This is a genomic window from Chryseobacterium sp. GW821-FHT04C04, assembly GCF_059420365.1.
The window spans coordinates 412,235-436,209 of record NZ_JBWKTO010000004.1; the positions used below are offsets into that span (position 1 = coordinate 412,235).

20 protein-coding genes are annotated in these 23,975 nt (G+C 36.2%); 12 read left to right on the forward strand and 8 right to left on the reverse strand.

The window, feature by feature from the left end; translation table 11 throughout:
• Nucleotides 1–48 precede the first annotated feature (48 nt).
• Nucleotides 49–702 carry a fructose-6-phosphate aldolase gene (gene fsa, locus AC07UM_RS15315; RefSeq protein ID WP_103234673.1) on the reverse strand — a complete coding sequence of 218 codons (654 nt, stop codon included), beginning with the start codon at nt 700–702 and terminating at the stop codon, nt 49–51.
• 263 nt (nt 703–965) lie between these two features.
• Between fsa and AC07UM_RS15320 the strand changes: the two genes are divergently transcribed.
• Nucleotides 966–1,454 (forward strand): YdeI/OmpD-associated family protein, encoded by a 489-nt coding sequence (locus AC07UM_RS15320; RefSeq protein ID WP_494683975.1) that lies wholly within the window; start codon nt 966–968, stop codon nt 1,452–1,454.
• A gap of 77 nt (nt 1,455–1,531) precedes the next feature.
• Here the strand turns inward: AC07UM_RS15320 and AC07UM_RS15325 are convergent, their stop codons facing one another.
• Nucleotides 1,532–2,068 carry a tetratricopeptide repeat protein gene (locus AC07UM_RS15325; RefSeq protein ID WP_494683976.1) on the reverse strand — a complete coding sequence of 179 codons (537 nt, stop codon included), beginning with the start codon at nt 2,066–2,068 and terminating at the stop codon, nt 1,532–1,534.
• Between the two features lie 195 nt (nt 2,069–2,263).
• Between AC07UM_RS15325 and pepE the strand changes: the two genes are divergently transcribed.
• From pepE to AC07UM_RS15345, 4 genes are all read left to right on the forward strand, one after another.
• Nucleotides 2,264–2,956 (forward strand): dipeptidase PepE, encoded by a 693-nt coding sequence (pepE, locus tag AC07UM_RS15330; RefSeq protein ID WP_494683977.1) that lies wholly within the window; start codon nt 2,264–2,266, stop codon nt 2,954–2,956.
• Complete coding sequence (locus AC07UM_RS15335) at nt 2,956–3,819, forward strand: hypothetical protein (protein ID WP_494683978.1); 864 nt, start codon at nt 2,956–2,958, stop codon at nt 3,817–3,819. Before pepE ends, AC07UM_RS15335 begins: the two co-directional genes overlap by 1 nt.
• 110 nt (nt 3,820–3,929) lie before the next feature.
• Complete coding sequence (gene dacB / locus AC07UM_RS15340; protein ID WP_494683979.1) at nt 3,930–5,303, forward strand: D-alanyl-D-alanine carboxypeptidase/D-alanyl-D-alanine endopeptidase; 1,374 nt, start codon at nt 3,930–3,932, stop codon at nt 5,301–5,303.
• A gap of 7 nt (nt 5,304–5,310) precedes the next feature.
• Nucleotides 5,311–6,477 carry a sensor histidine kinase gene (locus tag AC07UM_RS15345; RefSeq protein WP_494683980.1) on the forward strand — a complete coding sequence of 389 codons (1,167 nt, stop codon included), beginning with the start codon at nt 5,311–5,313 and terminating at the stop codon, nt 6,475–6,477.
• Between the two features lie 134 nt (nt 6,478–6,611).
• Here the strand turns inward: AC07UM_RS15345 and AC07UM_RS15350 are convergent, their stop codons facing one another.
• From AC07UM_RS15350 to AC07UM_RS15370, 5 genes are all read right to left on the reverse strand, one after another.
• Nucleotides 6,612–8,468 carry a M61 family metallopeptidase gene (locus AC07UM_RS15350; protein ID WP_494683981.1) on the reverse strand — a complete coding sequence of 619 codons (1,857 nt, stop codon included), beginning with the start codon at nt 8,466–8,468 and terminating at the stop codon, nt 6,612–6,614.
• Nucleotides 8,469–8,602: 134 nt separating this feature from the next.
• Complete coding sequence (locus AC07UM_RS15355) at nt 8,603–10,234, reverse strand: M1 family metallopeptidase (RefSeq protein ID WP_494683982.1); 1,632 nt, start codon at nt 10,232–10,234, stop codon at nt 8,603–8,605.
• A gap of 133 nt (nt 10,235–10,367) precedes the next feature.
• Complete coding sequence (locus AC07UM_RS15360) at nt 10,368–13,328, reverse strand: reprolysin-like metallopeptidase (RefSeq protein ID WP_494683983.1); 2,961 nt, start codon at nt 13,326–13,328, stop codon at nt 10,368–10,370.
• 262 nt (nt 13,329–13,590) lie between these two features.
• Nucleotides 13,591–14,418 (reverse strand): twin-arginine translocase subunit TatC, encoded by an 828-nt coding sequence (tatC, locus tag AC07UM_RS15365; RefSeq protein WP_494683984.1) that lies wholly within the window; start codon nt 14,416–14,418, stop codon nt 13,591–13,593.
• 135 nt (nt 14,419–14,553) lie between these two features.
• Nucleotides 14,554–15,513: a KpsF/GutQ family sugar-phosphate isomerase gene (locus AC07UM_RS15370; RefSeq protein ID WP_494683985.1), complete on the reverse strand. Its 960-nt coding sequence runs from the start codon at nt 15,511–15,513 to the stop codon at nt 14,554–14,556.
• A 157-nt stretch (nt 15,514–15,670) separates the two neighbouring features.
• On the opposite strand from AC07UM_RS15370, the gene recQ reads away from it, so the two are divergent.
• The 6 genes from recQ (at nt 15,671) to AC07UM_RS15400 (ending at nt 22,515) form a co-directional block, all read left to right on the forward strand.
• Nucleotides 15,671–17,875, forward strand: coding sequence for a DNA helicase RecQ (gene recQ / locus AC07UM_RS15375; protein ID WP_494683986.1), 2,205 nt, complete (start codon nt 15,671–15,673; stop codon nt 17,873–17,875).
• 189 nt (nt 17,876–18,064) lie between these two features.
• Nucleotides 18,065–19,144, forward strand: coding sequence for a glycosyltransferase (locus AC07UM_RS15380; RefSeq protein ID WP_494683987.1), 1,080 nt, complete (start codon nt 18,065–18,067; stop codon nt 19,142–19,144).
• A gap of 68 nt (nt 19,145–19,212) precedes the next feature.
• Complete coding sequence (locus AC07UM_RS15385; protein ID WP_494683988.1) at nt 19,213–19,557, forward strand: hypothetical protein; 345 nt, start codon at nt 19,213–19,215, stop codon at nt 19,555–19,557.
• A gap of 50 nt (nt 19,558–19,607) precedes the next feature.
• Entirely contained in the window at nt 19,608–19,994 is a 387-nt protein-coding gene (locus tag AC07UM_RS15390; RefSeq protein WP_494683989.1) for a cupin domain-containing protein, read from the forward strand.
• Between the two features lie 130 nt (nt 19,995–20,124).
• Nucleotides 20,125–21,528, forward strand: a complete 1,404-nt coding sequence (gene lpdA / locus AC07UM_RS15395; protein WP_236854236.1) for a dihydrolipoyl dehydrogenase — start codon at nt 20,125–20,127, stop codon at nt 21,526–21,528.
• A gap of 120 nt (nt 21,529–21,648) precedes the next feature.
• Nucleotides 21,649–22,515, forward strand: coding sequence for a proline and serine-rich protein 1 family protein (locus AC07UM_RS15400; RefSeq protein ID WP_494683990.1), 867 nt, complete (start codon nt 21,649–21,651; stop codon nt 22,513–22,515).
• 37 nt (nt 22,516–22,552) lie between these two features.
• Here the strand turns inward: AC07UM_RS15400 and AC07UM_RS15405 are convergent, their stop codons facing one another.
• The gene (locus tag AC07UM_RS15405; protein WP_494683991.1) at nt 22,553–22,999 is read right to left on the reverse strand and encodes a hypothetical protein; all 447 of its coding nucleotides are present in this window, start codon (nt 22,997–22,999) and stop codon (nt 22,553–22,555) included.
• Between the two features lie 136 nt (nt 23,000–23,135).
• On the opposite strand from AC07UM_RS15405, the gene AC07UM_RS15410 reads away from it, so the two are divergent.
• Nucleotides 23,136–23,960, forward strand: a complete 825-nt coding sequence (locus tag AC07UM_RS15410) for a CvfB family protein (protein WP_494683992.1) — start codon at nt 23,136–23,138, stop codon at nt 23,958–23,960.
• The last annotated feature ends 15 nt before the right edge of the window (nt 23,961–23,975 follow it).

Here is a 23,975-nt window from a genome sequence, read left to right on the forward strand (position 1 = left end):
TCCCGAAACTTTGTTTCGGGATTTTTATATCTGAATAAGAGTCAGTTATTATGCTAGTTTCTGAGAATCTGCAATAAACTGAGCCAAACCACTGTCTGTTAATGGGTGCTTCAATAAGCTCAAGATCGGAGGAAGTGGAGATGTAATTACATCAGCTCCGATTTTAGCACAATCGATGATGTGCATAGAATGACGGATAGAAGCTGCTAAGATCTCAGTTTCGAACATATAGTTATCGAAAATCAATCTGATTTCTTCAATAAGGTTCAGACCGTCTGTAGAAATATCATCTAATCTTCCTAAGAATGGAGAAACATAATTAGCTCCTGCTTTAGCTGCTAAAAGAGCCTGTCCAGCAGAGAAGATCAATGTACAGTTCGTTTTGATTCCTTTATCAGAAAAATATTTTAAAGCTTTGATACCGTCCTTGATCATAGGGATCTTTACAACGATATTTGGGTGAATAGCGGCCAATTCATCTCCTTCTTTAATCATTTCTTCATAGGTTGTAGAAAGAACTTCAGCAGAAATGTCTCCATCTACAAGCTCGCAGATCGTTTTATAATGGTTTTTGATTGCTTCAGCTCCCTGAATACCTTCTTTTGCCATTAATGAAGGATTGGTGGTTACACCATCTAAAATTCCAAGGTCTCTTGCTTCCTTGATTTGCTCTAAATTAGCTGTGTCAATAAAAAATTTCATTTTGTATAAATAGATTTATTGATACAAAGATAGGGAATTAATTGGGTTCTGAAGTATGAATTTTGAGTTACGAGGTTCTGTATTTTGGGGTAAACAGGTTTGAATGCAGGTGAGTTTCGGAGCAAAAGGGGGGGGAGGGTTTGAGGTGAGAGGGTTTTAGAGAATGAAAGAATAATTTTATGCTGATCTTAAATCAAATAGTTATTTTTGCTTCTAGCTTCTAGCTTCTAGCTTCTAGCTTCTAGCTTTTAAATTTGTTATCCATGAAAGACAACCGCTTCACCGCCACATTAGACATTATAGGAATTAATCCTTTTGTATTTGTTCCGGAAGAGATTTTGGACAAAATTTTTGACGAATCAGGGAGAAATAAAAGCCCGATTCCTGTAAAAGGAACTGTAAATGGAAAGAAATTTACACAAAATCTAATGAAATATCTGGGTGAATGGAGGTTGTATATTAATCTGACGATGTTGAAAAATTCCCCAAAGAGAATCGGCGAAGTCATAGAAGTTGTCTTGGAATATGATGATTCTGACAGAAGTATTCCTATTCACCCCCAATTGGAAAAGTCAATCAGAGAAAGTGCCTTAGCAGCGAAAAACTTCGAAAACCTGATTCCATCAAGAAGACATGAGCTGATTCGATACATCAATAATCTAAAAACTGAAGCCAGTATCCAACGGAATATTGAGAAAATAATGAAGCATCTGCATGGGGAAACAGATTTTTATGGAAAGAAGATTGAGTAGATGGGAAAGAATCAAGATGTTGCATTTCAAGCTTTTATAATAAAAAAAAAAGACCGGAAAAGTTTCCGGTCTTTTTTTTATGAATTTAAAGCTTTGCTAAGCTTTACAGCATCCTGGTTGGTTGGGTCATACTGTATTGACTTGGCGATATGCTCTTTCGCTTTATTAGGATCAGTTTGCTGTTCTGAAAAGGCAAGATAGAAATAAGCATAAGCAAGATTCTTCTTATTTTGCTCTACTTCTTCTGGTTTTACAGTTGCAATGTACTTTTCATAGGCAATTTTTGCATTGGCATCATCTTTTGAAGCCTGATACACATAGGCCTGACTGTAATAAGAAGGTGCCCAGTCTGGCAATAAAACGGAAATTTTCTTCCAGGTATCAATGGCATTAGTCCAGTCTGATGCTTCCTGATAGGCATTAGCCAATTTTGCTAATGATTCTGTATCCTTTGGATTGGCCTCAATTTGTTTTTTAAGACCTTCAATCGTTGGGTTGGTCGATTGACTCGTTGAAGCCGATGTTTCCGGCTGAGTCGTCTGTGCATTTACAAGACTTACGCTTCCTGCTAATATTAAACCTAAAAACAGGTTTCTACTATTAATTTTACTCATTTTCATAATCTTATATTTTAAATTCATAATCTAAAATTCAATAATAATTCCACAAAAGCATAAATTTTAGAGGCTTTAAGGTTTTTTAGAAAATATTAACGGGATTGAGGTTTTTTTTAGATTAATTTTTGATTCCTTACTGTTTGAGGTTATCTTTGTGATTCACTTTTTTAATAATAAATATAATTTCGTGGTATGAATATCATATTAGCCTCAACATCCACAATTTTTGGTGGAGAATATCTGGAATATTTAAGAGAAGAATTAATCCAACTATACAAAGGAATTGACGAAATTGTGTTTATCCCTTTTGCAAGACCAGGGGGAATTTCCCACGATGATTATACTGCAAAAGCACGTTCTTTTTTTGAAACCATCAATATAAAAGTAAAAGGACTTCATGAATTTGAAGATAAAACAGAAGCCCTAAATCAGGCAAAAGGTTACTTTACCGGAGGGGGTAATACTTTTTTATTGGTTAAAACATTACACGAAGAAGGTCTGATGTCTGTATTAAAAGAAAATGTATTGAACGGAAAAGCATATCTTGGATGCAGTGCAGGAAGCAATATCGGAGGACAGAATATGAAAACGACCAATGATATGCCGATTGTATATCCGCCAAGTTTCGACTGTATGGGACTGGTTCCTTTTAATATCAATCCTCATTACCTTGATCCTAATCCGGATTTGAAACACAACGGAGAAACCAGAGAAACCCGTATTCAGGAGTTTCTTACTCAGAATGATATCAAGGTGGTAGGTCTTAGAGAAGGAAACTGGATCAGAAGAACAGATGATTCAATTACTGTAGAGGGAAGCGAACTGACAAGGATTTTTGAAAAAGGTAAAGAACCTTACGAAATAGAAGCAGGCAGCAGACTTTAATGAACAAAGAAGAAATCAATCATTTTATAGAAAGAAATCTGACCAATTTTTCAGTGAACAGTACCGGATGGGATGACCTGATCCGGAAATTACTGTTTGAATTTGCCATTGCAGGCTGGAATATAGAAAATAGTGTCTTTGGAAAGGAAAAATTTGGCCAACTGAGATGTTACACTTATTCTGAGGACGAAATCCTCAATACTCAACTTAAAAATATCAAAGACAAATATTCAGAATTGTCTGTGAAGATTTGTGAGATCTGTGGCAGTGAAGGTAAAATGAGGACCATAGGTTCCTGGCAAACTACCTTATGCTTAAATCATTTTCTTGAACAACATCATATTATTGAAGTTGATGCAGATCAGAATATCAGACTTAATAACAAAACTGTTCTGAATATTAAAGACATCTGTAAAGCGGAACTTGAATATGATCTTCAGGAATTGTGGATTTCCAGAAAGGGATATGACGATCTGGAAGAAAAAAAATATTTTTCATGGAGGGATCCTAATTACTATCTGCTTTTAAAAATGATTCCACTCACCCTTTTTCCGGAAGACAGGCAAAATGAAATTTCAATGTTGTTTCAAAATTTGCAATATTGTGAGATATGCGGTCATAAAGCTGTTCATGAAAGAAGCTGTCTACGCTGTCATCAGGAGCCCTGGAATGATTCAGGCTATTTTATTGAGGACTACGGCGAAAAATCAAATTATATAAAAGAATGCCAGATGGATATTTTTATAGATGAAGATGATTACGAGAAATATTTTAAATATGACCGTTCATTTGAAAAGTCTCCTGACCATCAGATTCTTTTCAGCCCCGATGACCTCAGGGAGTATGAAAAGCTTTTATTTTAACTATATTTGATTAGAATTTAAATAAATGAAAAGGTAAGCTGTTACCGGTCAGTATTACTATTGCTGTGGTGAGTGATACTTGAAACCTATCCATTTAAAACAATAATGCAATGAAAAAAACACTTGCTGTTCTCACACTTTCTGTACAGATGGTTGCTGCGCAGAATATGGCCCAGAAATTAGATAAAGTAACCAAGGATCTTATGGATTCTTCGGGAGCAGTTTCTTCGAGTTTATCATTTTATGTTTCAGATGAAAACGGCAACTTTATATATGAATATCAGGGAAGCAAAGGACTATCCACTGCTTCTACACAGAAAATTTTTACCGCAGCTGCTGCGTTGGAAACGTTAGGAAAGAATTATACGTATACAACAACTTCCAGCTATTCCGGAAATATATCAGGAGGAACGCTTAGCGGAAACCTTTTCATTAGTTCCAATGGTGACCCTACATTGGGAAGCTGGAGATATGATGCTTATAAACCTGAAAATTTTAAAAAGAAGCTGATTGATGCCATTAAAAATTCGGGGATTACAAAAATATCCGGAGATCTGGTCATTGATGATTCTTATTTTGACCATCAAACCATTCCGGGAGGCTGGCCGTGGGATGACCTTGGAAATTACTATGGAGCCGGTGTATGGGGAATCAACTGGAAAGAAAATCAGTTTGATATCAATATTAACGGAACAGATTTTAAAAGCTTTTCTTATCCTTTAGAGGGTGTACAGTGGCTGAATGATCTGAAAACGGGTGGAAGTTCAGATCAAAGTCTGATTTTCACTGCTCCCCATTCAAATGTTGCATTGATCAACGGAATGCTTCCGGCAGGGAAAACGGTAATGGTTTCCGGTTCTACTCCAAATCCACCTTTACAGCTGGCGGTAGAAGTAAAACAATGGCTGAAAGAATCAGGAATTGAATTTTCAGGAAAAGCTGTTACCAATTCACAGCTTGAAATAGAAGGAAAAAAAGCTTTAGAAGCTCCGAAAAATACGATTATTCTGACGTACCAATCTCCAACGCTGGATAAAATGGTGTACTGGTTTCTGAGAAAAAGTGTTAATCTATATGGAGAAACATTTATTAAAACCCTGGGGAAAGAGAAAAAGGGAAATCCAGGTTTCAAAAGTGGAGTTGCCTACCTGAAAGAGTTCTGGAAATCAAAAGGAATCAATCCTAATATGATCAATTTTGCTGACGGAAGCGGACTTTCCCCACAAAATTATGTAGCGGCAAAAGCAGAAGTACAGGCTCTTTTATATGCTAAAAAGCAATCATGGTTTGAAGCATACTACGATGGATTCCCGGTTCAGGATAATGGAATGAAAATGAAAAGCGGAACCATGAGAGATACCAAATCTTTTGCAGGATATCACACCGCGAAAGATGGTAAAAAATATGTATTTTCGATTATTATCAACAACTATCAGGGAAGTGGAAGTGCAGAGCTGCAGAAAATCCTGAATGTTTTAAAATAAAATACCTTTGAGAAAATCCATACTCACCAGGCTGAATAACTGGATCATTTTTGTTGTTATGACTACTTTGGTTATTGCCATTGTAGCGGCTTCAACATCGCTTATTAATTTTCTCAGAAAAGAGGAAATCAAAAGGATAAGCCTTCTTTCCAAAGCGATAAGAATACAGCAGGAAGTAAAAACTCCGGATACAGATGTTCTGGATCTGCTGCCGGATATCCTTAATATCAATAATACCATTCCGTTCATTGTAACAGATAAATATAAAAACCCGATTCTTGATCTTGGATACTACCGGAATATTCCTGAAAGTACCATAAAAGATCCTGAAAAACTTCAGGGCGTGATCCTGAAGATGGAGAAGAATTATGATCCTATTGAAATCAAAGTACCCGATGGAAATAATCAGTTTGTGTACTATGATAACTCGCGTATGCTTAATAATCTTCAGTATTCGCCTTATATTTTAGGCCTGTTTATTCTGCTGTATTTTGGTTTTTCGTTTTGGTTTTTCAGGACCATCAAAAAGACCGATGAAGGTTATCTTTGGGCAGGTTTGGCTAAAGAAACGGCCCATCAGATCGGAACTCCTTTATCTTCCATGATTGGCTGGATAGAAATAATGAAGTTGGATGATCCGAATTCGGAGGGGGTACATGAGATTGAAAAAGATATTGAAAGGCTTAGAACCATCTCTGAAAGATTCTCAAAAATAGGTTCTGTTCCTGAGCTGAATGATAGAAATTTCAATGAAACGATTCAGCAGAATTATGATTATTTAAAGACCCGTATTTCAAGGAAAATCAATTTTACGCTGAATCTTCCTACTTATACTGTTTTGGTTCCTCACAATAAAATTCTGATGAGCTGGGTGATTGAAAATCTGGTGAAAAATGCTGTAGATGCCATGAAAGGTGAAGGCGCTATTACCATGTCAATTTTTGAAAGAAACAAAAATATTCTGGTCGAAGTAAAAGATAATGGAAGTGGAATGACAAAGCAGCAGGCGAGAAATGCTTTTAATCCTGGATATTCTACCAAAAAAAGAGGATGGGGACTGGGACTGTCGTTAGCAAGAAGGGTAATCCATGAGTACCATAACGGCGATATCAAGATTTCTCAGACTGAAGTAGGAAAGGGAAGTACCTTTAGGATAACTATTAAGAAAGAATAAAACCTTAACTGGAAATTAGTTTTATAAACAATAAACCTTATAGGTTTTTAAAACCTATAAGGTTTAAATATATGAGAATACAAGATCAACTTGAAATAAATAGAAAAGCGGGGAAAATTTCCCCGCTTTTCTATTTATTTTTTACCCGTAAGCCACTGTGTTTGTAGTTTCAGTTCTTCCGGCGTTGGATTCGCCTTAAATGAAGGTGTTTCCAATATCATTTTATCCAGAATAGCCTTTCCTTTCAGGTTCATTTTCTCTTTCTTACCGGCATTGTCTCTTAAAATAGTTACCGTAACGTCTTGTCCGTCTTTGATGGTTCTTGTATAGGCAATAAAATCCTGTACCTTTTTGATGTCTACTGTTTTTCCATCTATAGCAAGTACCTGGTCGGTGATTTTAAATCCTATGCTTTTTGCAAATGGAGACAGGGCAGAATGGTCATCAAAAGCAAATGCATTGTTCTTTTCATCAAAACCGGTTTGGTTCGGGTCTTTGATAAACCAGAAAACGGGCTGGCTTTCCTGCTTTTTGATATCCACGCCTACCATGCTTAGATATTTTGCATAAGGAGTTGGCTGGTTTCCTGCAATATATTGATTATAAAAATCTTTCACCTGAGGATATCCGGTTACTGTTACCAATTCATCAATCAGTTTATCATCTTTGAAAGGTTTGTTTTCTCCAAATCTTTGAGACAATTTTCTGATCATATCACGGTATCCCATTTCTCCGTTAGAAAGCTTTCTAAGCTCAATATCAAGACACATTGCCAAAAGAGCACCTTTCTCATAAACATTTCTGTATTGGTCCTTATAAGGCTCCACCAATACATTCTTACTCATTACCGTAAATGGCATCGTATCATCGTAGCTCTTGGAATTAGCAATTTTCTCTGCCATTCTTTGAAGGAACTGATCTTTATTGATCAAACCTTCCTGAATCTGGAATAGATTGGCAAAATATTCTGTACCCCCTTCATACATCCATAAGTGCTGAGACATTTTAGGATCTGCATAGTCGAAATAATGGATCTCTTCCGAGTGGGTTTTCAGAGGGTTTACCGTGTGGAAAAACTCGTGAGAGACCACGTCTGTAATAGTATTATCAATAGCCTCTTTCGGCATTCCTTCCGGAAGCACTACACTTGTAGATTCATGGTGTTCCAGAGCTCCGAAACCTTTCACTTTAGGTCCGTCACCACCAGAAAGATAAAGCATGATTGCATACTTTTTATTGGTATTCATATCCCCCAGGAATTTCTTCTGAGCGACAACCATTTTTTCCAGATTTTCTTTGAAGTCTGCTGCTTTGTATTTTCCTGTTGGAGAATATACGCCCAGTACAAGATCCATTCCTCCTGCATTGAAGGTAATATAATCCGGTTTTGTGTACATTAACGGAGAATCGGTTACCTTAGCATAATTAGCAAGAGTATACGTATCTGTAGATTCAGATTTATCCTGATCTACCAAAGCTGTTGTTCCGTAGAAGTCAGTGGGTTTCTGAACTATCAGCTGATAAGGAACATCCTGCATATTTTCAATATATCCGATAAACCCATGGGTATTGATCATATATACTTTTCCTGCTTCAATGTCAGTTCCTGACGGAGAAAATACCGCTTTATGCTTTGACGTATCATTTTCTTCATCAAAGCTGTCATTCACAAGATAAGAGATTTTGGAAAGGCTCTGGGCATTTTTCAATGAATAGGTGTTGTCATTTACTTTGGTATAAGTAAGTTCTTTGCCTTTATTATCATAAAATTTGATCCCTTCGATGAATCTTCCATAGTCGTCTACAGAATAAGTACCGGGAACCGTTTTGGGGAAATGAAATTTGATATCCCCGGATTTCATTTTCGGAAAATCCATGGTAACGGCTACTTTATCATCTTTTACATTGACAAGATCAATGGTTGTTTTTATAGACTGAGCATTTGCTAAAAAAGCAGCAAAAATACTTAGACTAAATACTGTTTTTCTCATTAGGTTTATATTAATAGTTAAATAGTTGCTTTTTTTGTCACTTTGTTACGGAAGAAGTATTAAACTTTTCTTAAAATTTTAAATTTAAAAAGCGAAAAGGCAAATTTGCTTGATCTGCGAATTTGCCTTTTTCTTTATGTAGTGCTGTAAAAATTAATATAATAGTTGGGGTTAAACTCAACCGGAGTATTCTTTTTAAGCTTTACTGTCTGCCAGTTTTCTGTAGGATTTATAGTCTGGTCACCGTTAATAATGATAGGTAATTTAAGGTTTTTTACCCCATCTGCATATCGGAACTTTAAAGTATCACCATTTTGAGTATACTCAAGGGTTGGGATTTTTATTGTTCTCAGATATTGATCAAAAACTGTTGAGAAATCGATTCCTGATTTTGATGAAATATATTTTTCGATCTGTTGGGTGGTAACGGTCTGATGGTAAAAATCTTCGTTCAGTCCTCTCAGAATCTGTCTGAATTTTTCATCATTATTGATCACTTGTCTTATCGTATGAAGCATATTGGCTCCTTTTGGATACATATCTCCGCTGCCTTCATTTCTTACTCCATACTGTCCAATAATAGGGATGTCGTTATTAATAGTATTTCTAAGGCCTATAATATAAGTTTCTGCCGATTTTTTATCCAGATATTTTTCTGTGAAAAGAACTTCAGAATACATGGTGAAACTTTCATGAATCCACATGTCGGCCTGATCTTTTGCCGTAATATTATTAGCAAACCACTCGTGACCACTTTCATGAATGATGATGTAGTCCCACTTCATCCCAACTCCAGTTCCGGAAAGATCTTTTCCACGATAGCCATTCTGATAGCCGTTTCCGTAAGCAACATTGCTTTGATGTTCCATTCCTAAGTAGGGTGAATCAACCAGTTTATAAGAATCCTCATAGAAAGGATAAGGTCCAAACCAGTACTCAAAAGCAGAAAGCATAGGTTTTACCTGCTGAAACTGTTTCTTTGCTTTATCCAGATTATAGTCAAGTACCCAGTAATCTAAATCAAGTTTACCTTTTTCTCCATCATAAGTATCCTTGAAATTCACATATTTACCAATATTGGGAATAATAGAGTAGGCATTGATAGGGTTTTTTACTTCCCATGTATATGTCGTTTTATTCCCCTCCGTTTTTTGGTTGGTAAGTCTTCCATTTCCAACTCCTACAAGATTGCTGGGAGTAATGATGTTCATAACGATGCCATTATCAGGTTCGTCACTCCAGATATCTTTTGTAGGAAGCCAGATTGAAGCACCTATTCCTTCATCAGCAACGCTCATCCATGGATTTCCGTTTCTATCTTTAGTGAAAACCCAGCCTCCATCCCATGGAGCATTTTTAGCAATGGTAGGTTTTCCGGAATACATAACGTTGATGGTATATTTTTCTCCTTTTTTGAATTTTTTATTGGTTGTAATTAAAATAAAGTCTCCATCTTGCTTGTAATTTACAATAGGAAGGCTTCCTTCTATTTTATCAGCTTTCATGGGCTGCTGAAGGTCAATCTGGAAAACAGGATTGGTAACATCTTTGATGATCTCAAAGCTGATTGTATTATTTCCTTTAATGCTTTTTTGTTCAAAATCAGGCTCTACAGAAAGATCATATTTTTTGACATCCCAGAAATTTCTGAATTCAGTATTGGAACCTTTTAAAATATCCTGCTTAGTGAAAGTCTTATCTTTCTCAAAGAACTGCCCGAAAACGATCCCTGATGCAAATAAGAGTGTATATGATAATTTTTTCATTACAATTTTTATTAATACTTCTCAAAAGTATAAAATTAAATTAATAGGCACATGTCGGAGTTCAAATTAAATATAAATTTTTGGAAGGCATAAAAAAGCCCGGTTATTGCCGGGCTGTAAATACTGATAGGTTTTATTTTTTGATGAATTTCAGATTTGAAGTAGTTCCTTTATCTTCAATTGAAATGATATAAGCTCCTGTAATCAGTTTTGATACAGAAATTTTATTGTCATTAATCTGGCCACTCATTACAATTTGTCCTGCTGCATTAGTAATGATAAACTGAGCTTTAGAGGAAACTTTAAGCACATTCAGAACATCAGTTGCCGGGTTAGGGAAAATCTGAATGGTACTGTTATTTTGTGTTACATCTTTTGTACTAAGTGCATCCTGTATAAGGATAGGGTAGTCTTCAGTTTCTCCATATTCCGGGCTGGTACATGCATCCAGAGGCTGGCTGTTGTAAGCCATCATTACTCTCATGATAATATTTCCTCCGGTATATGCATCATTAGGAACAGAGAATGATCCTGAAACAGGAGTTGTTTTATTAGGAGCACTGGTGTAGATCTGTTCAGAACTTGAGAATACTCCGTCTTTATTAAAATCTATCCATGCAGTTACCCCTTCATTGTATTTGGCGCCCGACCATTGTTTTGCTATACTGATGGTGTTACCCGAAGAACCTTTTTTAAGAGTAATTAGTTTTGTAGGATCTGTAGTGTAATTGGTGTAAGCTGATGCGGCACTGTTGTTCGAAACAGCTGCCATACCAGTAGGAGTTACAGTAACGTTCGATATAAACTCATCCGAAGAATCTGAAGAAACAGCACATACACTAAATGAAAGTGTTGTGAAATTAGTAAATGTGGAATAGGTTCCGGTTGTGGATGCGCATACGTTGGCTACTTGTACTTCATACTGTGTGGCTTCTTCTAGTCCTGTAATAGCATAAGAATTTGTAGTGACCGGAGTGGTAGTCCATGCAGAGCTTCCTGTTTTTCTATATTGTAAAGAATAAGTAGCTCCCTGTACACCCGGCCAGCTTACAGTAGCAGAAGATTTGGTTATTCCTGAAACAGAAACTCCCGTTGGTGCTGTTGAAGAACAGGTAGAAGCAGCTGAAACAGTAGCATTTCCAATAGCATAAAATACATTGTCAATAGCACTTACCCTTATCTTTACATTGGCACCAGCAGCAAGTGTCGAAAATGAATACGGCTCTACTCCGTCATTAGGTGTTGATGGTGTGATAACGGTCCATGTATTTCCATTATCAGTTGTATAATCTATCTTAACATTTGCTACGTTATAAATAGTATTATTTGTATTGGCTACGTCCCAGGTAATAGCCCCTGACGTGTTATTATATACTGTAGATGATGATAGTTTAAATGGTCCGTCATTTCCTACGTTTATTTTGACCAGGCTGCTCTGAGTTTGTTGTTGGGCAATATCAGGATTATTATCTCTTACAGTAACTTTAAAGTTCATTTCCCTGCTCACATTAGACACTGTTTCCCAGTCCTGAGCATTGGTAAGATTTCCATTAAGAACACTGGATAGCTTCGGGAAATAACGTGTTGGAGAATTTGTAGGAAGCAGTGACCTGAAGTTAGCTCCATTAGTACGATTGGCATCCACATTATTAAATTTAGCAGTTGCGATGTCATATTGCTCCCAGGTATACGTCATAGGATCGTTTTGGGCATCTGCAGCGCTTGCAGTCAGTACGAAAGCTGTTCCTTTGGGAATAGTTTTCGTAGGAATTGGCTGTATTACCGGTGGAGTATTGGCAACCGGAATAGTAATACCACAGTTTTGAGAATTTACATATTGTTGTATTTGTTCAATATTGAGTACGTGGAAATAGGCATCAGAATGCATTTGAACATTTGCTGCAGTAATTCCGGCATAGCCCATAATCGTAGATCCTGATCCTGGTTCTATTGGACGATCGGTCTGAGGATGAACGACAGACATCGTATGGCGCCCTCCAAACTGATGTCCCAGCTCATGAGCTACATAATCAATATCAAAGGCATCACCAAAAGGTTGATCATTGACACTAGGAGAAGTGATTCCTGCCCCTTTTGAAGTATCATCACTATTATTGGCGGGGTTTCTACATACATTTCCGATATCACCGGCTGATCCACCACCCCCTCTGTGTCCGAAAAAATGGCCAACATCATAAGCCCCATTCCCTACACCGGCAGTATTCGTTAAAGTTTGTTGAACTTCCAGATTCCATGCATCAGGTGCAGAATAAGAACCGTTAGGATTTTGAACAACATTTGAGTAGGGGTCCGTTGCGGGATCTGTAAAAATCAGTTGTGGTAAATCCTGTACCACCATATGAATTCCTAAATCCTTTTCATAGACACCGTTTACCCTGTTTATAGTAGCGTTAATGCGGGCGGCGGCTCCGGGAACTCCTCCTGCTAATTGGGTATATTCACCATTTACAGAAACAGCTAACCTATACGTTCTGTATTTTTGATCATTACTTTTTTTTTGACTTCCGGCTTTTTCCAAAGTAGTTTTTGAATTGAGCAGCTTTTTCATCTGCTTTTTTGACTGCTCGGTTTCAGATACTTTACATTCAAAAGGATTGCCGTCTGATGTTTTGTTGGATTTAAAGAAAACCCCGAATACATCCTTTTCTTTATTAATTGGCTCTATGAATTCATATTGACCTGTTCGAGTATCAAAAAGCATCGATTGGAAATCATTTGGTGCTGTACTGAATCTTACCTGCTTGCTGGGATTATCCAGACCTACACCAGAGTAAGCGCCCAATTGATATCTTTCTGCCATTGATTTTTCAACAACAGGCGAGCTGTACACAGAGAATCTTTCAACTCTTCCATCAGTAGTAGGTAAAGAGACGACTACCGGACTTCCTTTTCCTGCTTCCGGAGCATTTCTTAAAAGTTCTCTTAGTGAATTAAGATCAAATTTGTAAGCGTAAATAACATTAACTTCTTTCCTGATCGGAATGATTTTTTGGGATACAGGTTCCCAACGCTGTGCTTGTAAACTTGTCAGCCCAATTGCTAACGCAAAAACGAAAATAATTTTCTTTTTCATGAAATAATGTAGTTGTTTTGGTTTGTTTGTGAATTTTTTGTAAATCTAATAAATTAAATAGGAATAATGAATCAAATGTATTTATTTATTGATTTTAATTTAAAAAACGAAATGAAATCTTTAATTAGTCTTATTTGTGAAAAAAAATTTAACGAATGGCGATATTTTAAGAAAAATATACATGGTTTTTTTGAAGGGAACAATAAAAAAGCGCTGGTTTTGCATTGCAAAACCAGCGCTTTTTTATTGTTTATTTATTAATTTATTTCTGTACTACCGGAAGGTTTCCGTTATTTTTCTGTGCTTTTTTATAAGTGAATGTACACATCATAATACTGAATTCATATAGGACAAGCAGCGGTAACGCAGCCATTATCATACTTAAAACGTCTGCCGGAGTAATGATTGCAGCAACTACCATAATCAAAACAATAGCATGACGGCGATAGGTTTTCATAAATGCAGGGGTCAGAATTCCAATGCTGGTAAGGAAATAGATCAAAATAGGGAAAAGGAAAATAATTCCCATACCTAAAACCACCTGTAAAAATAGAGTCGTATAATCACTTAAGTCATACAGCGGAACGATAATATCTGAGATTTTAAAAATAACCCCAAAATTAACCGCAAATGGAAGGATTAAAAAATACCCGCATAATACTCCGGTCATGAAAAGCATCCATACCGCATTGATGATATAAATAGAATTTTTTCTCTCTTTGGGATGTAAAGCCGGACCAATAAAACGCCATAATTCCCATACAATATATGGAAATGCAGCCACCATTCCTCCAAAAATAGAAACAGCCATCATCACATTGAACTGCTGATACAATCTCTGTACACGCACAGGGAATTCTTTTGGAAGGTGAATACTATCTTCCCCCAAAATCATTCTTGAAAAATGATTGACAACTCTGAATGTAGGGAAGTCATTTCTGGTAGGCCCAAAAAAGATGTGGTCCATAATCCAGTTGATATTAAAGCCCACCACAAATGCCGCAATTATGATAGCAATAATCGAACGGATCAGGTGTCCTCTTAATTCTCCTATATGCCCAAGAAAGGACATGTCTTTACCATCACTCACAGAATAAAATTTTTAATGCGCAAATTTATATAAAAAAATGATAGAAGTGAGAGTCTGTACATCATTAGTTAGATTTTACTTTTAATCCAAACATTATATAACCATACTTTTCCATCTCCTTCCGGTCTTTAGTATCTAGTTAATCCCTTCGTCCAGAAGTTTATGCAGATCAATAATTCCGAAATACTTCCCGTTTTCCGTTACAATCAGCTGGCCGATATTATTTTCTTTCAGAACTTTCATAGCTTCTTTGGCAAGAGCTTCCTTTTCAATCGTTCTTGGATGGGAAGACATAATATCTTTAGCCAAAACTTTATTGATGTCTTCTCCTTTCATCAGCATTCTTCTCAAATCTCCATCTGTGATGACCCCGATGATCTGATCTCCATTGGTGACCACTGTAATTCCGTGGCTTGAAGCACTGATCGAGATGATCACATCCCTTATCGAAGCATCTTCTGCAACCTGAGGCTTTTGAGAAGAAAGGAACTGCTCTACGGTGGATGTAAGGTTCTTTCCTAAGCTTCCTCCCGGATGGAATTTGGCAAAATCATTGGCCTTGAAATCGTTCAGTTCCATTAAAGCAACCGCCAATGCATCTCCCAATGCCATCTGAATTGTAGTAGAGCTGGTAGGAGCGAGTTTATTGGGGCATGCTTCAACGTCAACATGTGTATCTAAAATAACTTCAGAGAATTCAGCCAGTTTGCTGGTTTTATTTCCGGTCATTCCGATTAAAGCTGAAGAATAACCTTTTAAATAAGGAACCAGATTGGCGATTTCGGGAGAATTTCCAGAATTGGAAATACACAAGACCACATCCTGCTTCTGAATAACCCCAAGATCTCCATGGATCGCTTCTGAAGCATGTAAAAATTGAGAAGGAGTACCTGTAGAATTCAATGTAGCTACAATTTTGTTTCCTACATGGGCAGATTTCCCTATTCCTACTACGATGAGCTTTCCTTTTGCCGAGTGGATGATTTCTACGGCCTGGGCAAATTGATCGCCAATTCTATTTTTTAATTTTTCGAGCTCAGAAATCTCTATTTCTAAAGTGTTTTTTGCAATTGATATAATGTTGGTTCTATCCATTTTACGATAATAAGGTATACAAAAAAGTTCTTAAAAAACGTTATATTTTAAAAAGAATATTTAATATAAATTTTATTTTTATAAATTCGTTCGCTTTTATTTTAAGCAGAATTTTTATAACTTTGGGTGAGTTGCAAATTTAGCAATAGAAAATTAGATGAGCGCAAAAAAAGCCAATTTATCAGGCGAATTGAAAAAGTATTTTGGGTTTTCTACATTTAAGGGCCAGCAGGAACAAATTATAGAGAACCTATTGAATGGGAAGGATATATTTGTTTTAATGCCTACAGGAGGTGGAAAATCATTATGTTATCAACTTCCGGCACTTATTTCGGAAGGCACAGCAATAGTTGTTTCGCCCTTAATAGCGTTGATGAAAAATCAGGTAGATGCAGTGAACGGCCTTTCATCTGAAGACGGGGTAGCACATGTATTGAATTCATCATTGAACAAAACGCAGACCAAACAGGTTTTTGACGATATCAAAAGCGGCAAAACCAAACTTCTGTATGTAGCTCCTGAATCATTGATTAAAGATGATTATCTGGAATTTTTGAAAGATGTGAAAATTTCTTTCTTTGCTATTGACGAAGCCCACTGTATTTCAGAGTGGGGACATGATTTCAGGCCTGAATACAGGAATCTGAAACAGATTATAGACAAAATTGCCAATGTACCGGTGATTGCTTTGACAGCTACTGCCACTCCTAAGGTTCAGGATGATATCCAGAAAACGTTGGGAATGACCAATGCATTGGTATTTAAGGAAAGTTTCAACCGTCCTAATCTATACTATGAAGTATGTCCGAAAATCAACGTAGATAGGGAGATTGTTAAATTTATCAATCAGCATAAAGGGAAATCAGGGATTGTATATTGCCTGAGCCGAAGAAAAGTTGAAGAATTTGCCCAGCTTCTGCAGGTAAACGGAATCAATGCACTTCCTTACCACGCCGGTCTTGATCAGAAAGTCAGGGTGACCAATCAGGATAAGTTTCTGATGGAGGACGTGGATGTAATTGTGGCAACCATTGCCTTTGGGATGGGAATTGATAAACCGGATGTCCGTTTTGTGATCCACTATGATTTTCCAAAATCACTGGAAAGCTATTATCAGGAAACCGGAAGGGCAGGAAGAGATGGTGGTGAAGGCCATTGTCTGGCATTCTACGATCCGAAAGATATTGAAAAATTAGAAAAATTCCTGGCGCAAAAACCTGTTTCTGAAAGAGAAATCGGATTACAACTTTTAAATGAAGTGGTAGGCTATGCCGAAACTTCTATGAGCAGGAGACAATACATTCTGTATTATTTTGGAGAAACTTTTGATCCGATAAAAGGAGATGGTGCCAATATGTGTGACAACTCTTCCAATCCGCCAAAATTAAAGGATGCAACTGCTGACTTGAAAAAAGCGCTGGAACTGATTAATGATACAGGAGAAAAATTCAAATCCAAAGATTTGATTTCTGTCATCGTAGGAAAAGAAACTGCAGTGACGAAATCATACAAACTAGAGCAAACTTCTCATTTTGGTTTTGGAAAAGATGAAAAAGATAATTATTGGAAAACAATCCTTAGACAAGCTACTGTTCAGAACTTTTTACAGAAAGATATTGAAACCTATGGTGTTTTAAAGCTTACAGAAAAGGGAAAAACGGTTCTGAATGGAAAATCTAAAGATCTCTTTTTAATTGCTGAAGACAAAGAATTTGATCTTACCCAGGCAAAAGCTGAGAGCGATCAGATACAGCAGCAAGCTGGAGGAGGGTTGGATCAAAAACTTTTTAACCTGTTAAAAGAACTTAGAAAGAAAGTAGCCAAGAAACATGGGATTCCACCGTATACTGTATTTATGGATCCTAGCTTGGAGGATATGACGGTTCAGTATCCGATTACAGTAGATGAGATCACTAAAATTTATGGAGTAGGAGAAGGAAAAGCCAAAAAGTACGGTAAAGAATTTGCGGATTACATCAAAACATATGTAGAAGATAATAATATAGAACGTACTCAGGATATGGTATTGAAGCAGGTGGCCAACAAATCGAGCCATAAAGTTTTCATTATCCAGAGCACTGATAAAAAAATTGATCTTGAAGACATAGCAAGAGCTAAAAATCTTTCTATGGATGAACTTTTGAAAGAAATGGAAAGGATTGTCTATCAGGGAACAAAACTGAATATCGATTACTATATTGAAGATAATTTTGACGAAGATATTGTAGACGGCTTCATGGAATTTATGAACGAATCTGAAAGTGACAGCATGAAAGTATTGCTGGACGAGTTCGGAGATGAATTGTCTGATGAGGAGGTGAGGATGCTGAGGATAAAATTTATCAGTGACGTAGCGAATTAAAATTTCATTATAATAAAAAATACATTAAGCCCATCAATTGATGGGCTTAATGTATTTTTTCGTTTGTTATGTTTAGAATAAATACAAAATAAATTCCTCTTTTAAAGTTTAGTTAATTTCTGTTAATAAGTATCGATACACGCTGGCTTCATTTTAAACATAACCAAACTTTTTATTAACTTTACAGTGATGAAAAAGATATCTGTCATATTTATTCTGCCGGACTTAGAAACCGGGGGAGCAGAAAGGATTGTTACTACTATAGCAAATCATCTCTCAAGAGATCGGTTTGAACCTAAGATTTTGCTGTTACGTAAACAAGGCGGATATCTGAATTTTCTGAAAAAAGACGTTGAAATTATCGACATCAATACTGAAAGAATAAGGCATTCATTAAAGCCTATTTTAGGAGAAATCTACAGAAGAAAACCCGATATTGTATTCTCCGGTTTTGGGGAAGTAAATGCTTATTTGTCTCTATTTATAAAGCTTTTTCCAAGAACAAAATTCATTGCCCGTGAAACCAATGTGGTGACGCAGCATGTCACACGGAAAGAAATTAAATTTTTCTATAATTTTTACAATAACTATCAAAAAATCATTGCTCAAAGTGATGATATGATGAAAGATCTTGTCGATAATTTTAATATTAAAAAGAAAAGAATTGTTAAGATCAATAATCCTGTAGACTTTGATTTTATTGAAGATAAAATGGCATTATCCTTAAAGCCTGAATGTTTCAAATACAACTATAAGAATGTAGTAGCAATTGGCAATTTATCATCCAGAAAGGGATTCGATAACCTGTTGAAAGTTTTTTCAAGACTGAAAAATGAAAATATTATGCTTCATATTTTAGGTGATGGAAAAGATAAAGATCTTCTGCTTCAGACAAAAGAACTTTTAGGACTGAAAAAAGTCATCTTCCATGGGAGACAGGAAAATCCTTATCAATATCTGAAATATGCAGATTTATTTGTCCTTTCTTCAAGGTATGAAGGTTTTCCAAATGTCCTTCTGGAAGCAGGTGCATGTGGAATTTATTCTCTGGCCAATAACTGTCCGGGCGGGATTAATGAGATTATCCAGCACAATGTAAACGGTGAAGTTTCAAATATTGAAAACTATGATGGGTTTGCCCATCAGATTGTAAGAGTGCTGCACAGCAATTATAATCGGGATGCTATAAAAAACTCGATTAAATCCAGGTTTTCGAAGAATATTATATTAGACAAATATGAGCAGGTTTTGCTGGATTTAATGAAATAGTATTGTCCTATTGTTTGTCTGATGGGGTTTTATTTTCTTAGATTTGGCCCCGTATAAAATAAATGTCAATGAATAAAATTCCCAAAATAGGATGCTCTTGTGAAAAACCCGATTCTAATTATACTGAATATAGAAGTTCAGAATTGGGTATAGATCATACTAACGGAAGATATGGAGAAGTAAGCATTCAACAGTGTAAATTGTGCCAAAGAATATGGATTCGTTATTTTGTTGAATATGAAAGTTTTTCAAAATCAGGAAGATGGTACAAAGGAATTGTTTCGAAAAAAGATCGTTTACAGATAACCCCGGAAAATGCAGTGGAGTATTTGGAAAACCTTGAATGGTATGTGTATGGAGGGTCATTTTTTGAAAGCACAGGTGAATTTGGGCAAGGAAAATTAAATATATAGTATTTGATGCTGATTTAATAAGTAAAACAGTACAATTAAATATCATATCAATGAAACCATTTATAACTGCTATTTTGATACTGAATGCTGTTGTAATAATGGCTCAGCAGAAGACGATCTCCAGAAAAGAATTATTAAAAACGGCTATTGATCAGACCATTAGATCTGCAGAAATTCAGGAAATAACAATGGCTGCAGGTCAGGGAGCTCCCGAACATCTGCATCCTTGTCCCGTTTTAGGAATGATAAAATCAGGGGAAGCTGTTTTTCAGATAGAAGGACAGCAGAAAGTGATACTTCATGAAGGCGATGCTTTTTATGAGCCTAAAAATGTAAAAATTCTTCATTTTGACAATACCTCAGCAGAAAAGCCACTTGTCTTCACCGCAATTTATCTGAAAGAAGGGAATGAAGAAAATATCAAGTTCATAAAATAATATTTTTCATAAAACTAAAGCATATAATTATCATTTTTAAAATTGATAAAACTCACTTTGGTGCTTGGTAATTTATATGTAAATTTGTGAGAATTAAGATAGATAATAATAAACAAATTCATACAATAACATGAGTCAATTCGATGTTACCGTAATAGGTTCTGGTCCCGGTGGTTATGTTGCTGCAATCCGTGCCGCACAGTTAGGTTTCAAAACAGCAATTATTGAAAAATATTCAACTTTAGGCGGAACTTGTCTTAACGTTGGATGTATTCCGTCAAAAGCACTTCTTGACAGCTCTGAGCATTTCGAAAATGCAAAACACAATTTTGCAGGTCACGGAATTATCATTAATGAGCCGCAAGCAGATATCGCAAGAATGATTGCGAGAAAAAATGAAGTAGTAGAGCAGACTACAAAAGGAATCAACTTCTTGATGGACAAAAACAAAATTACTGTTTTTGAAGGTCTTGGAAGTTTTGAATCTGCGACTCAGATTAAAGTTACAAAAAACGACGGTTCTACTGAAACCATCGATTCTAAATATACAATCATTGCAACAGGTTCTAAACCTTCATCTTTGCCTTTCATCACTTTAGATAAAGAAAGAGTGATCACTTCTACGGAAGCTTTAAATTTAAAAGAAATTCCTAAGCATTTAGTAGTAATCGGAGGTGGAGTAATCGGACTTGAATTAGGTTCAGTTTATCTGAGACTTGGAGCTCAGGTTACTGTTGTTGAATTTATGGATAAAATCATCCCTACAATGGATGGAGCTTTAAGCAAAGAATTGACTAAAGTTCTGAAAAAGCAAGGTATGAAATTCATGCTTTCTACAGCAGTTTCTGCAGTGGAAAGAAATGGAGATACAGTAAAAGTAACTGCAAAAGACAAAAAAGGAGAAGAAGTTTCTGTTGAAGGAGACTACTGTTTAGTTTCTGTAGGTAGAAAACCTTATACAGACGGTCTTGGATTGGAGAAAGCTGGTGTAGAACTTGACGAAAGAGGAAGAGTAAAAACAAATGATCATTTACAGACCAATGTTGCAAACATTTATGCAATCGGTGATGTAATTAAAGGAGCGATGTTGGCTCACAAAGCTGAAGAAGAAGGAGTTTTTGTTGCTGAAACTTTGGCTGGACAAAAACCTCACATCAATTATAATTTAATTCCTGGAGTGGTATACACATGGCCGGAAGTTGCTGGAGTTGGTAAAACTGAAGAGCAATTGAAAGAAGAAGGTGTAGCTTACAAAGTTGGGTCTTTTCCGATGAGAGCTTTAGGAAGAAGCCGTGCAAGTGGCGATATCGATGGTTTGGTGAAAATCATCGCTGACGAAAAAACTGATGAAGTTCTTGGTTTCCATATGATTGGAGCAAGAGCTGCAGATTTAGTTGCTGAAGGTGTAATTGCAATGGAATTCCGTGCAAGTGCAGAAGATATCGCAAGAAGTTCTCACGCCCACCCTACGTATGCAGAAGCGATTAAAGAAGCTGCATTGGATGCTACGGGAAAAAGACCAATCCATATGTAATATTTGATTAAAGATTTAATCATTTAAATATTTAAAAATAATAGGCTGTTTCTTTTGAGACAGCCTATTTTGCGCTATTTATGGCATGAAAATGGAGATAGATTTTTGAAAATTTAATAGATGAAAAAGATTTTTATCAGTTGGATGCTTTTGGCAGGGATCAGCTCATTGGCCCAGGAAGCAGGAAAGGCAGGAGAATTATTAAAAAATGAAGCTTCTACCACAGAAATGAGAGCTTCTAAAAGCCCGGATGAAAAAAATAGAACTTTTGATCAGTCGAGATCAGGAAATACTCCGATTCCTCAGAGAAATAGAAATGAAAACAGAATAAAAAGCCCTAACTATCAATGGAACAGAAATTACGGTTATGCCGAAGTTTTTCTGAGAATTCCTGAACAGGGCTTTTTTACAGTTGAGGTTGGTGATCAGATGATGGCAAACGGCTCCGGAAAATACAGATTTTTTGATTTGTCTTCAGGAAGAATGCCTATCTCCATCTACGAGAATGGTTTTCTGATTTACAGAACCACCTTGATGCTTCGCAATAACAGTAGAGTGGTACTCGATTTCTTCACCAATGAAGGTTTGTATCTTCTGGATTCTTATCCTGTTCAGGGCCAGTATGGCTTTAATGACTGGAATGATGTATGGAATAATCCGTACGGAAATCAGTCAGGAGACTGGTCTCATCAGGGAAATGTAATGGATAATAATTCTTTCCGTCAGTTTTTTGATATGATGATGAGGAATGAGAAGTTTGACGATGGGAAAGTTGCCATGATCAATCAGCAGATGCGGACTTCTATGTTTACTTCTGCACAGATCAGGGACCTTGTAAAAGCGATCAGTTTTGATGATAAAAAACTGGCATTAGCAAAATCTATGTACCGCAGTTGTGCTGATAAAAATAATTATTTCGTGGTCTATGATGCTTTTGATTTTGAAAGCAGCAAGCGGGAACTGATGGATTATATTTCTAAATTATAGTATCGAATAGGAACGGGCTTTTAGCCCGTTTTATTTTTTACATAAGTTTCATTTTGTCATAAAACTTTGAATATTTCGGGGTAATGTTGAATTGTATTCCAAAAGTTACTCCTTTAAAATACTTTTCTTTATGAATAGGGAAAGCGTATCCTGTATTGAGAAAGATTGCATTAAATAATGAAAATCCCACCCTTGGTTCCAATGAATACGGATTGCCTGATATTCCAAACAATAGTCCGGCGCGGATAAAATTAATATTCACCTCCGGAATGAATTTGTCCGTCTGATTGACATGGGTGTAGAGTAAGGAAGGTCCCCAAATAATAGATCCATCATAGGTTTCACCGAATCTATATTCTAATCCTGCCTGCAGGACATTTCTTCCGGTATACCGGTACGAAAGGTTAATTGCTGTTTTTTCCAATAATTGAGCTTTTGAAAAGGCAGCAGAGAGAAGGAGGAGTAGAATGAAATGTTTTTTCATGTTTTGTTTTTTGTTCAAATGTACAGGTTTTACAACCTTTATTAAAGATTAAAAAAGATCTTCAAAAGATTATAGTTGTATTGACTAGGTTGGCATCTTCAAATTTCCGTACCTTTGTCAGCTAATTTTATCATCAATGCAACTCGGAAAAACTCAAACTTTAACAATTTCAGAAAAAATTAATTCAGGATGGTTCCTCGCGGACGAATCCGGTGAAAGAGCCTTTCTGCCTAAAATTTTCATTCAGAATGAAAAAGAAATAGGCGAGGAGGTTGAAGTTTTTGTGTATCAGGATGATGATAAATTGAAGGCAACTACTGAAATTCCATTGGCAGAAGTAGGAGAATTTGCAGTAATGAGCTGCGTACAAAGTCTTCCGAGCGGAGCATTTATGGATTGGGGAATCATTAAAGATTTATTTATCCCTTACAAACAGCAGAAAACCAAAATTTTAGAAGGAAAAAGGTATCTGGTTTATCTTTATGTAGATGAAGATATGGAGCTGATCACAGGAACTACAAAATTCAAGAGAAACCCGCAATATGAGGATCTTGAGTTCAAAAAAGGAGATAAGGTAGACCTGATCATGATGAATGAAAGTGAGTTGGGCTGGAACGTTATCATCAACAAACAGTACATTGGTTTGATATACGCTTCAGATGTTTTCAAAAAACTATATCCTTTATCGGAAGAAAACGGGTATATCAAAACAATACGTGAGGACGGGAAAATAGATATTTCCTTACAGCCGGAAGGGTTTGAAAATATTGACGAGTTCAAGCAGAAAATCCTGAACAAGCTGGAAGAAAATTATGGACTTCTGTATGTTTCAGATAAATCTTCTCCTGAGGATATTCAGGCTGAACTTCAGATGAGTAAGAAAAACTTCAAAAAGGCGATCGGTGGACTATATAGAGATAAGGTTATCGATATTTTGGAAGATAAGATCAAATTATTATAAAATAAAAAACGAGCA

Excerpts from the sequence above, each read along its gene's own strand:
- fsa (WP_103234673.1), bottom strand. The coding sequence starts at position 702 with ATGAAATTTTTTATTGACACAGCTAATTTAGAGCAAATCAAGGAAGCA.
- AC07UM_RS15320 (WP_494683975.1), top strand. The coding sequence starts at position 966 with ATGAAAGACAACCGCTTCACCGCCACATTAGACATTATAGGAATTAAT.
- AC07UM_RS15325 (WP_494683976.1), bottom strand. The coding sequence starts at position 2,068 with ATGAGTAAAATTAATAGTAGAAACCTGTTTTTAGGTTTAATATTAGCA.
- pepE (WP_494683977.1), top strand. The coding sequence starts at position 2,264 with ATGAATATCATATTAGCCTCAACATCCACAATTTTTGGTGGAGAATAT.
- AC07UM_RS15335 (WP_494683978.1), top strand. The coding sequence starts at position 2,956 with ATGAACAAAGAAGAAATCAATCATTTTATAGAAAGAAATCTGACCAAT.
- dacB (WP_494683979.1), top strand. The coding sequence starts at position 3,930 with ATGAAAAAAACACTTGCTGTTCTCACACTTTCTGTACAGATGGTTGCT.
- AC07UM_RS15350 (WP_494683981.1), bottom strand. The coding sequence starts at position 8,468 with ATGAGAAAAACAGTATTTAGTCTAAGTATTTTTGCTGCTTTTTTAGCA.
- AC07UM_RS15355 (WP_494683982.1), bottom strand. The coding sequence starts at position 10,234 with ATGAAAAAATTATCATATACACTCTTATTTGCATCAGGGATCGTTTTC.
- AC07UM_RS15360 (WP_494683983.1), bottom strand. The coding sequence starts at position 13,328 with ATGAAAAAGAAAATTATTTTCGTTTTTGCGTTAGCAATTGGGCTGACA.
- AC07UM_RS15370 (WP_494683985.1), bottom strand. The coding sequence starts at position 15,513 with ATGGATAGAACCAACATTATATCAATTGCAAAAAACACTTTAGAAATA.
- recQ (WP_494683986.1), top strand. The coding sequence starts at position 15,671 with ATGAGCGCAAAAAAAGCCAATTTATCAGGCGAATTGAAAAAGTATTTT.
- AC07UM_RS15380 (WP_494683987.1), top strand. The coding sequence starts at position 18,065 with ATGAAAAAGATATCTGTCATATTTATTCTGCCGGACTTAGAAACCGGG.
- AC07UM_RS15385 (WP_494683988.1), top strand. The coding sequence starts at position 19,213 with ATGAATAAAATTCCCAAAATAGGATGCTCTTGTGAAAAACCCGATTCT.
- AC07UM_RS15390 (WP_494683989.1), top strand. The coding sequence starts at position 19,608 with ATGAAACCATTTATAACTGCTATTTTGATACTGAATGCTGTTGTAATA.
- lpdA (WP_236854236.1), top strand. The coding sequence starts at position 20,125 with ATGAGTCAATTCGATGTTACCGTAATAGGTTCTGGTCCCGGTGGTTAT.
- AC07UM_RS15400 (WP_494683990.1), top strand. The coding sequence starts at position 21,649 with ATGAAAAAGATTTTTATCAGTTGGATGCTTTTGGCAGGGATCAGCTCA.
- AC07UM_RS15405 (WP_494683991.1), bottom strand. The coding sequence starts at position 22,999 with ATGAAAAAACATTTCATTCTACTCCTCCTTCTCTCTGCTGCCTTTTCA.
- AC07UM_RS15410 (WP_494683992.1), top strand. The coding sequence starts at position 23,136 with ATGCAACTCGGAAAAACTCAAACTTTAACAATTTCAGAAAAAATTAAT.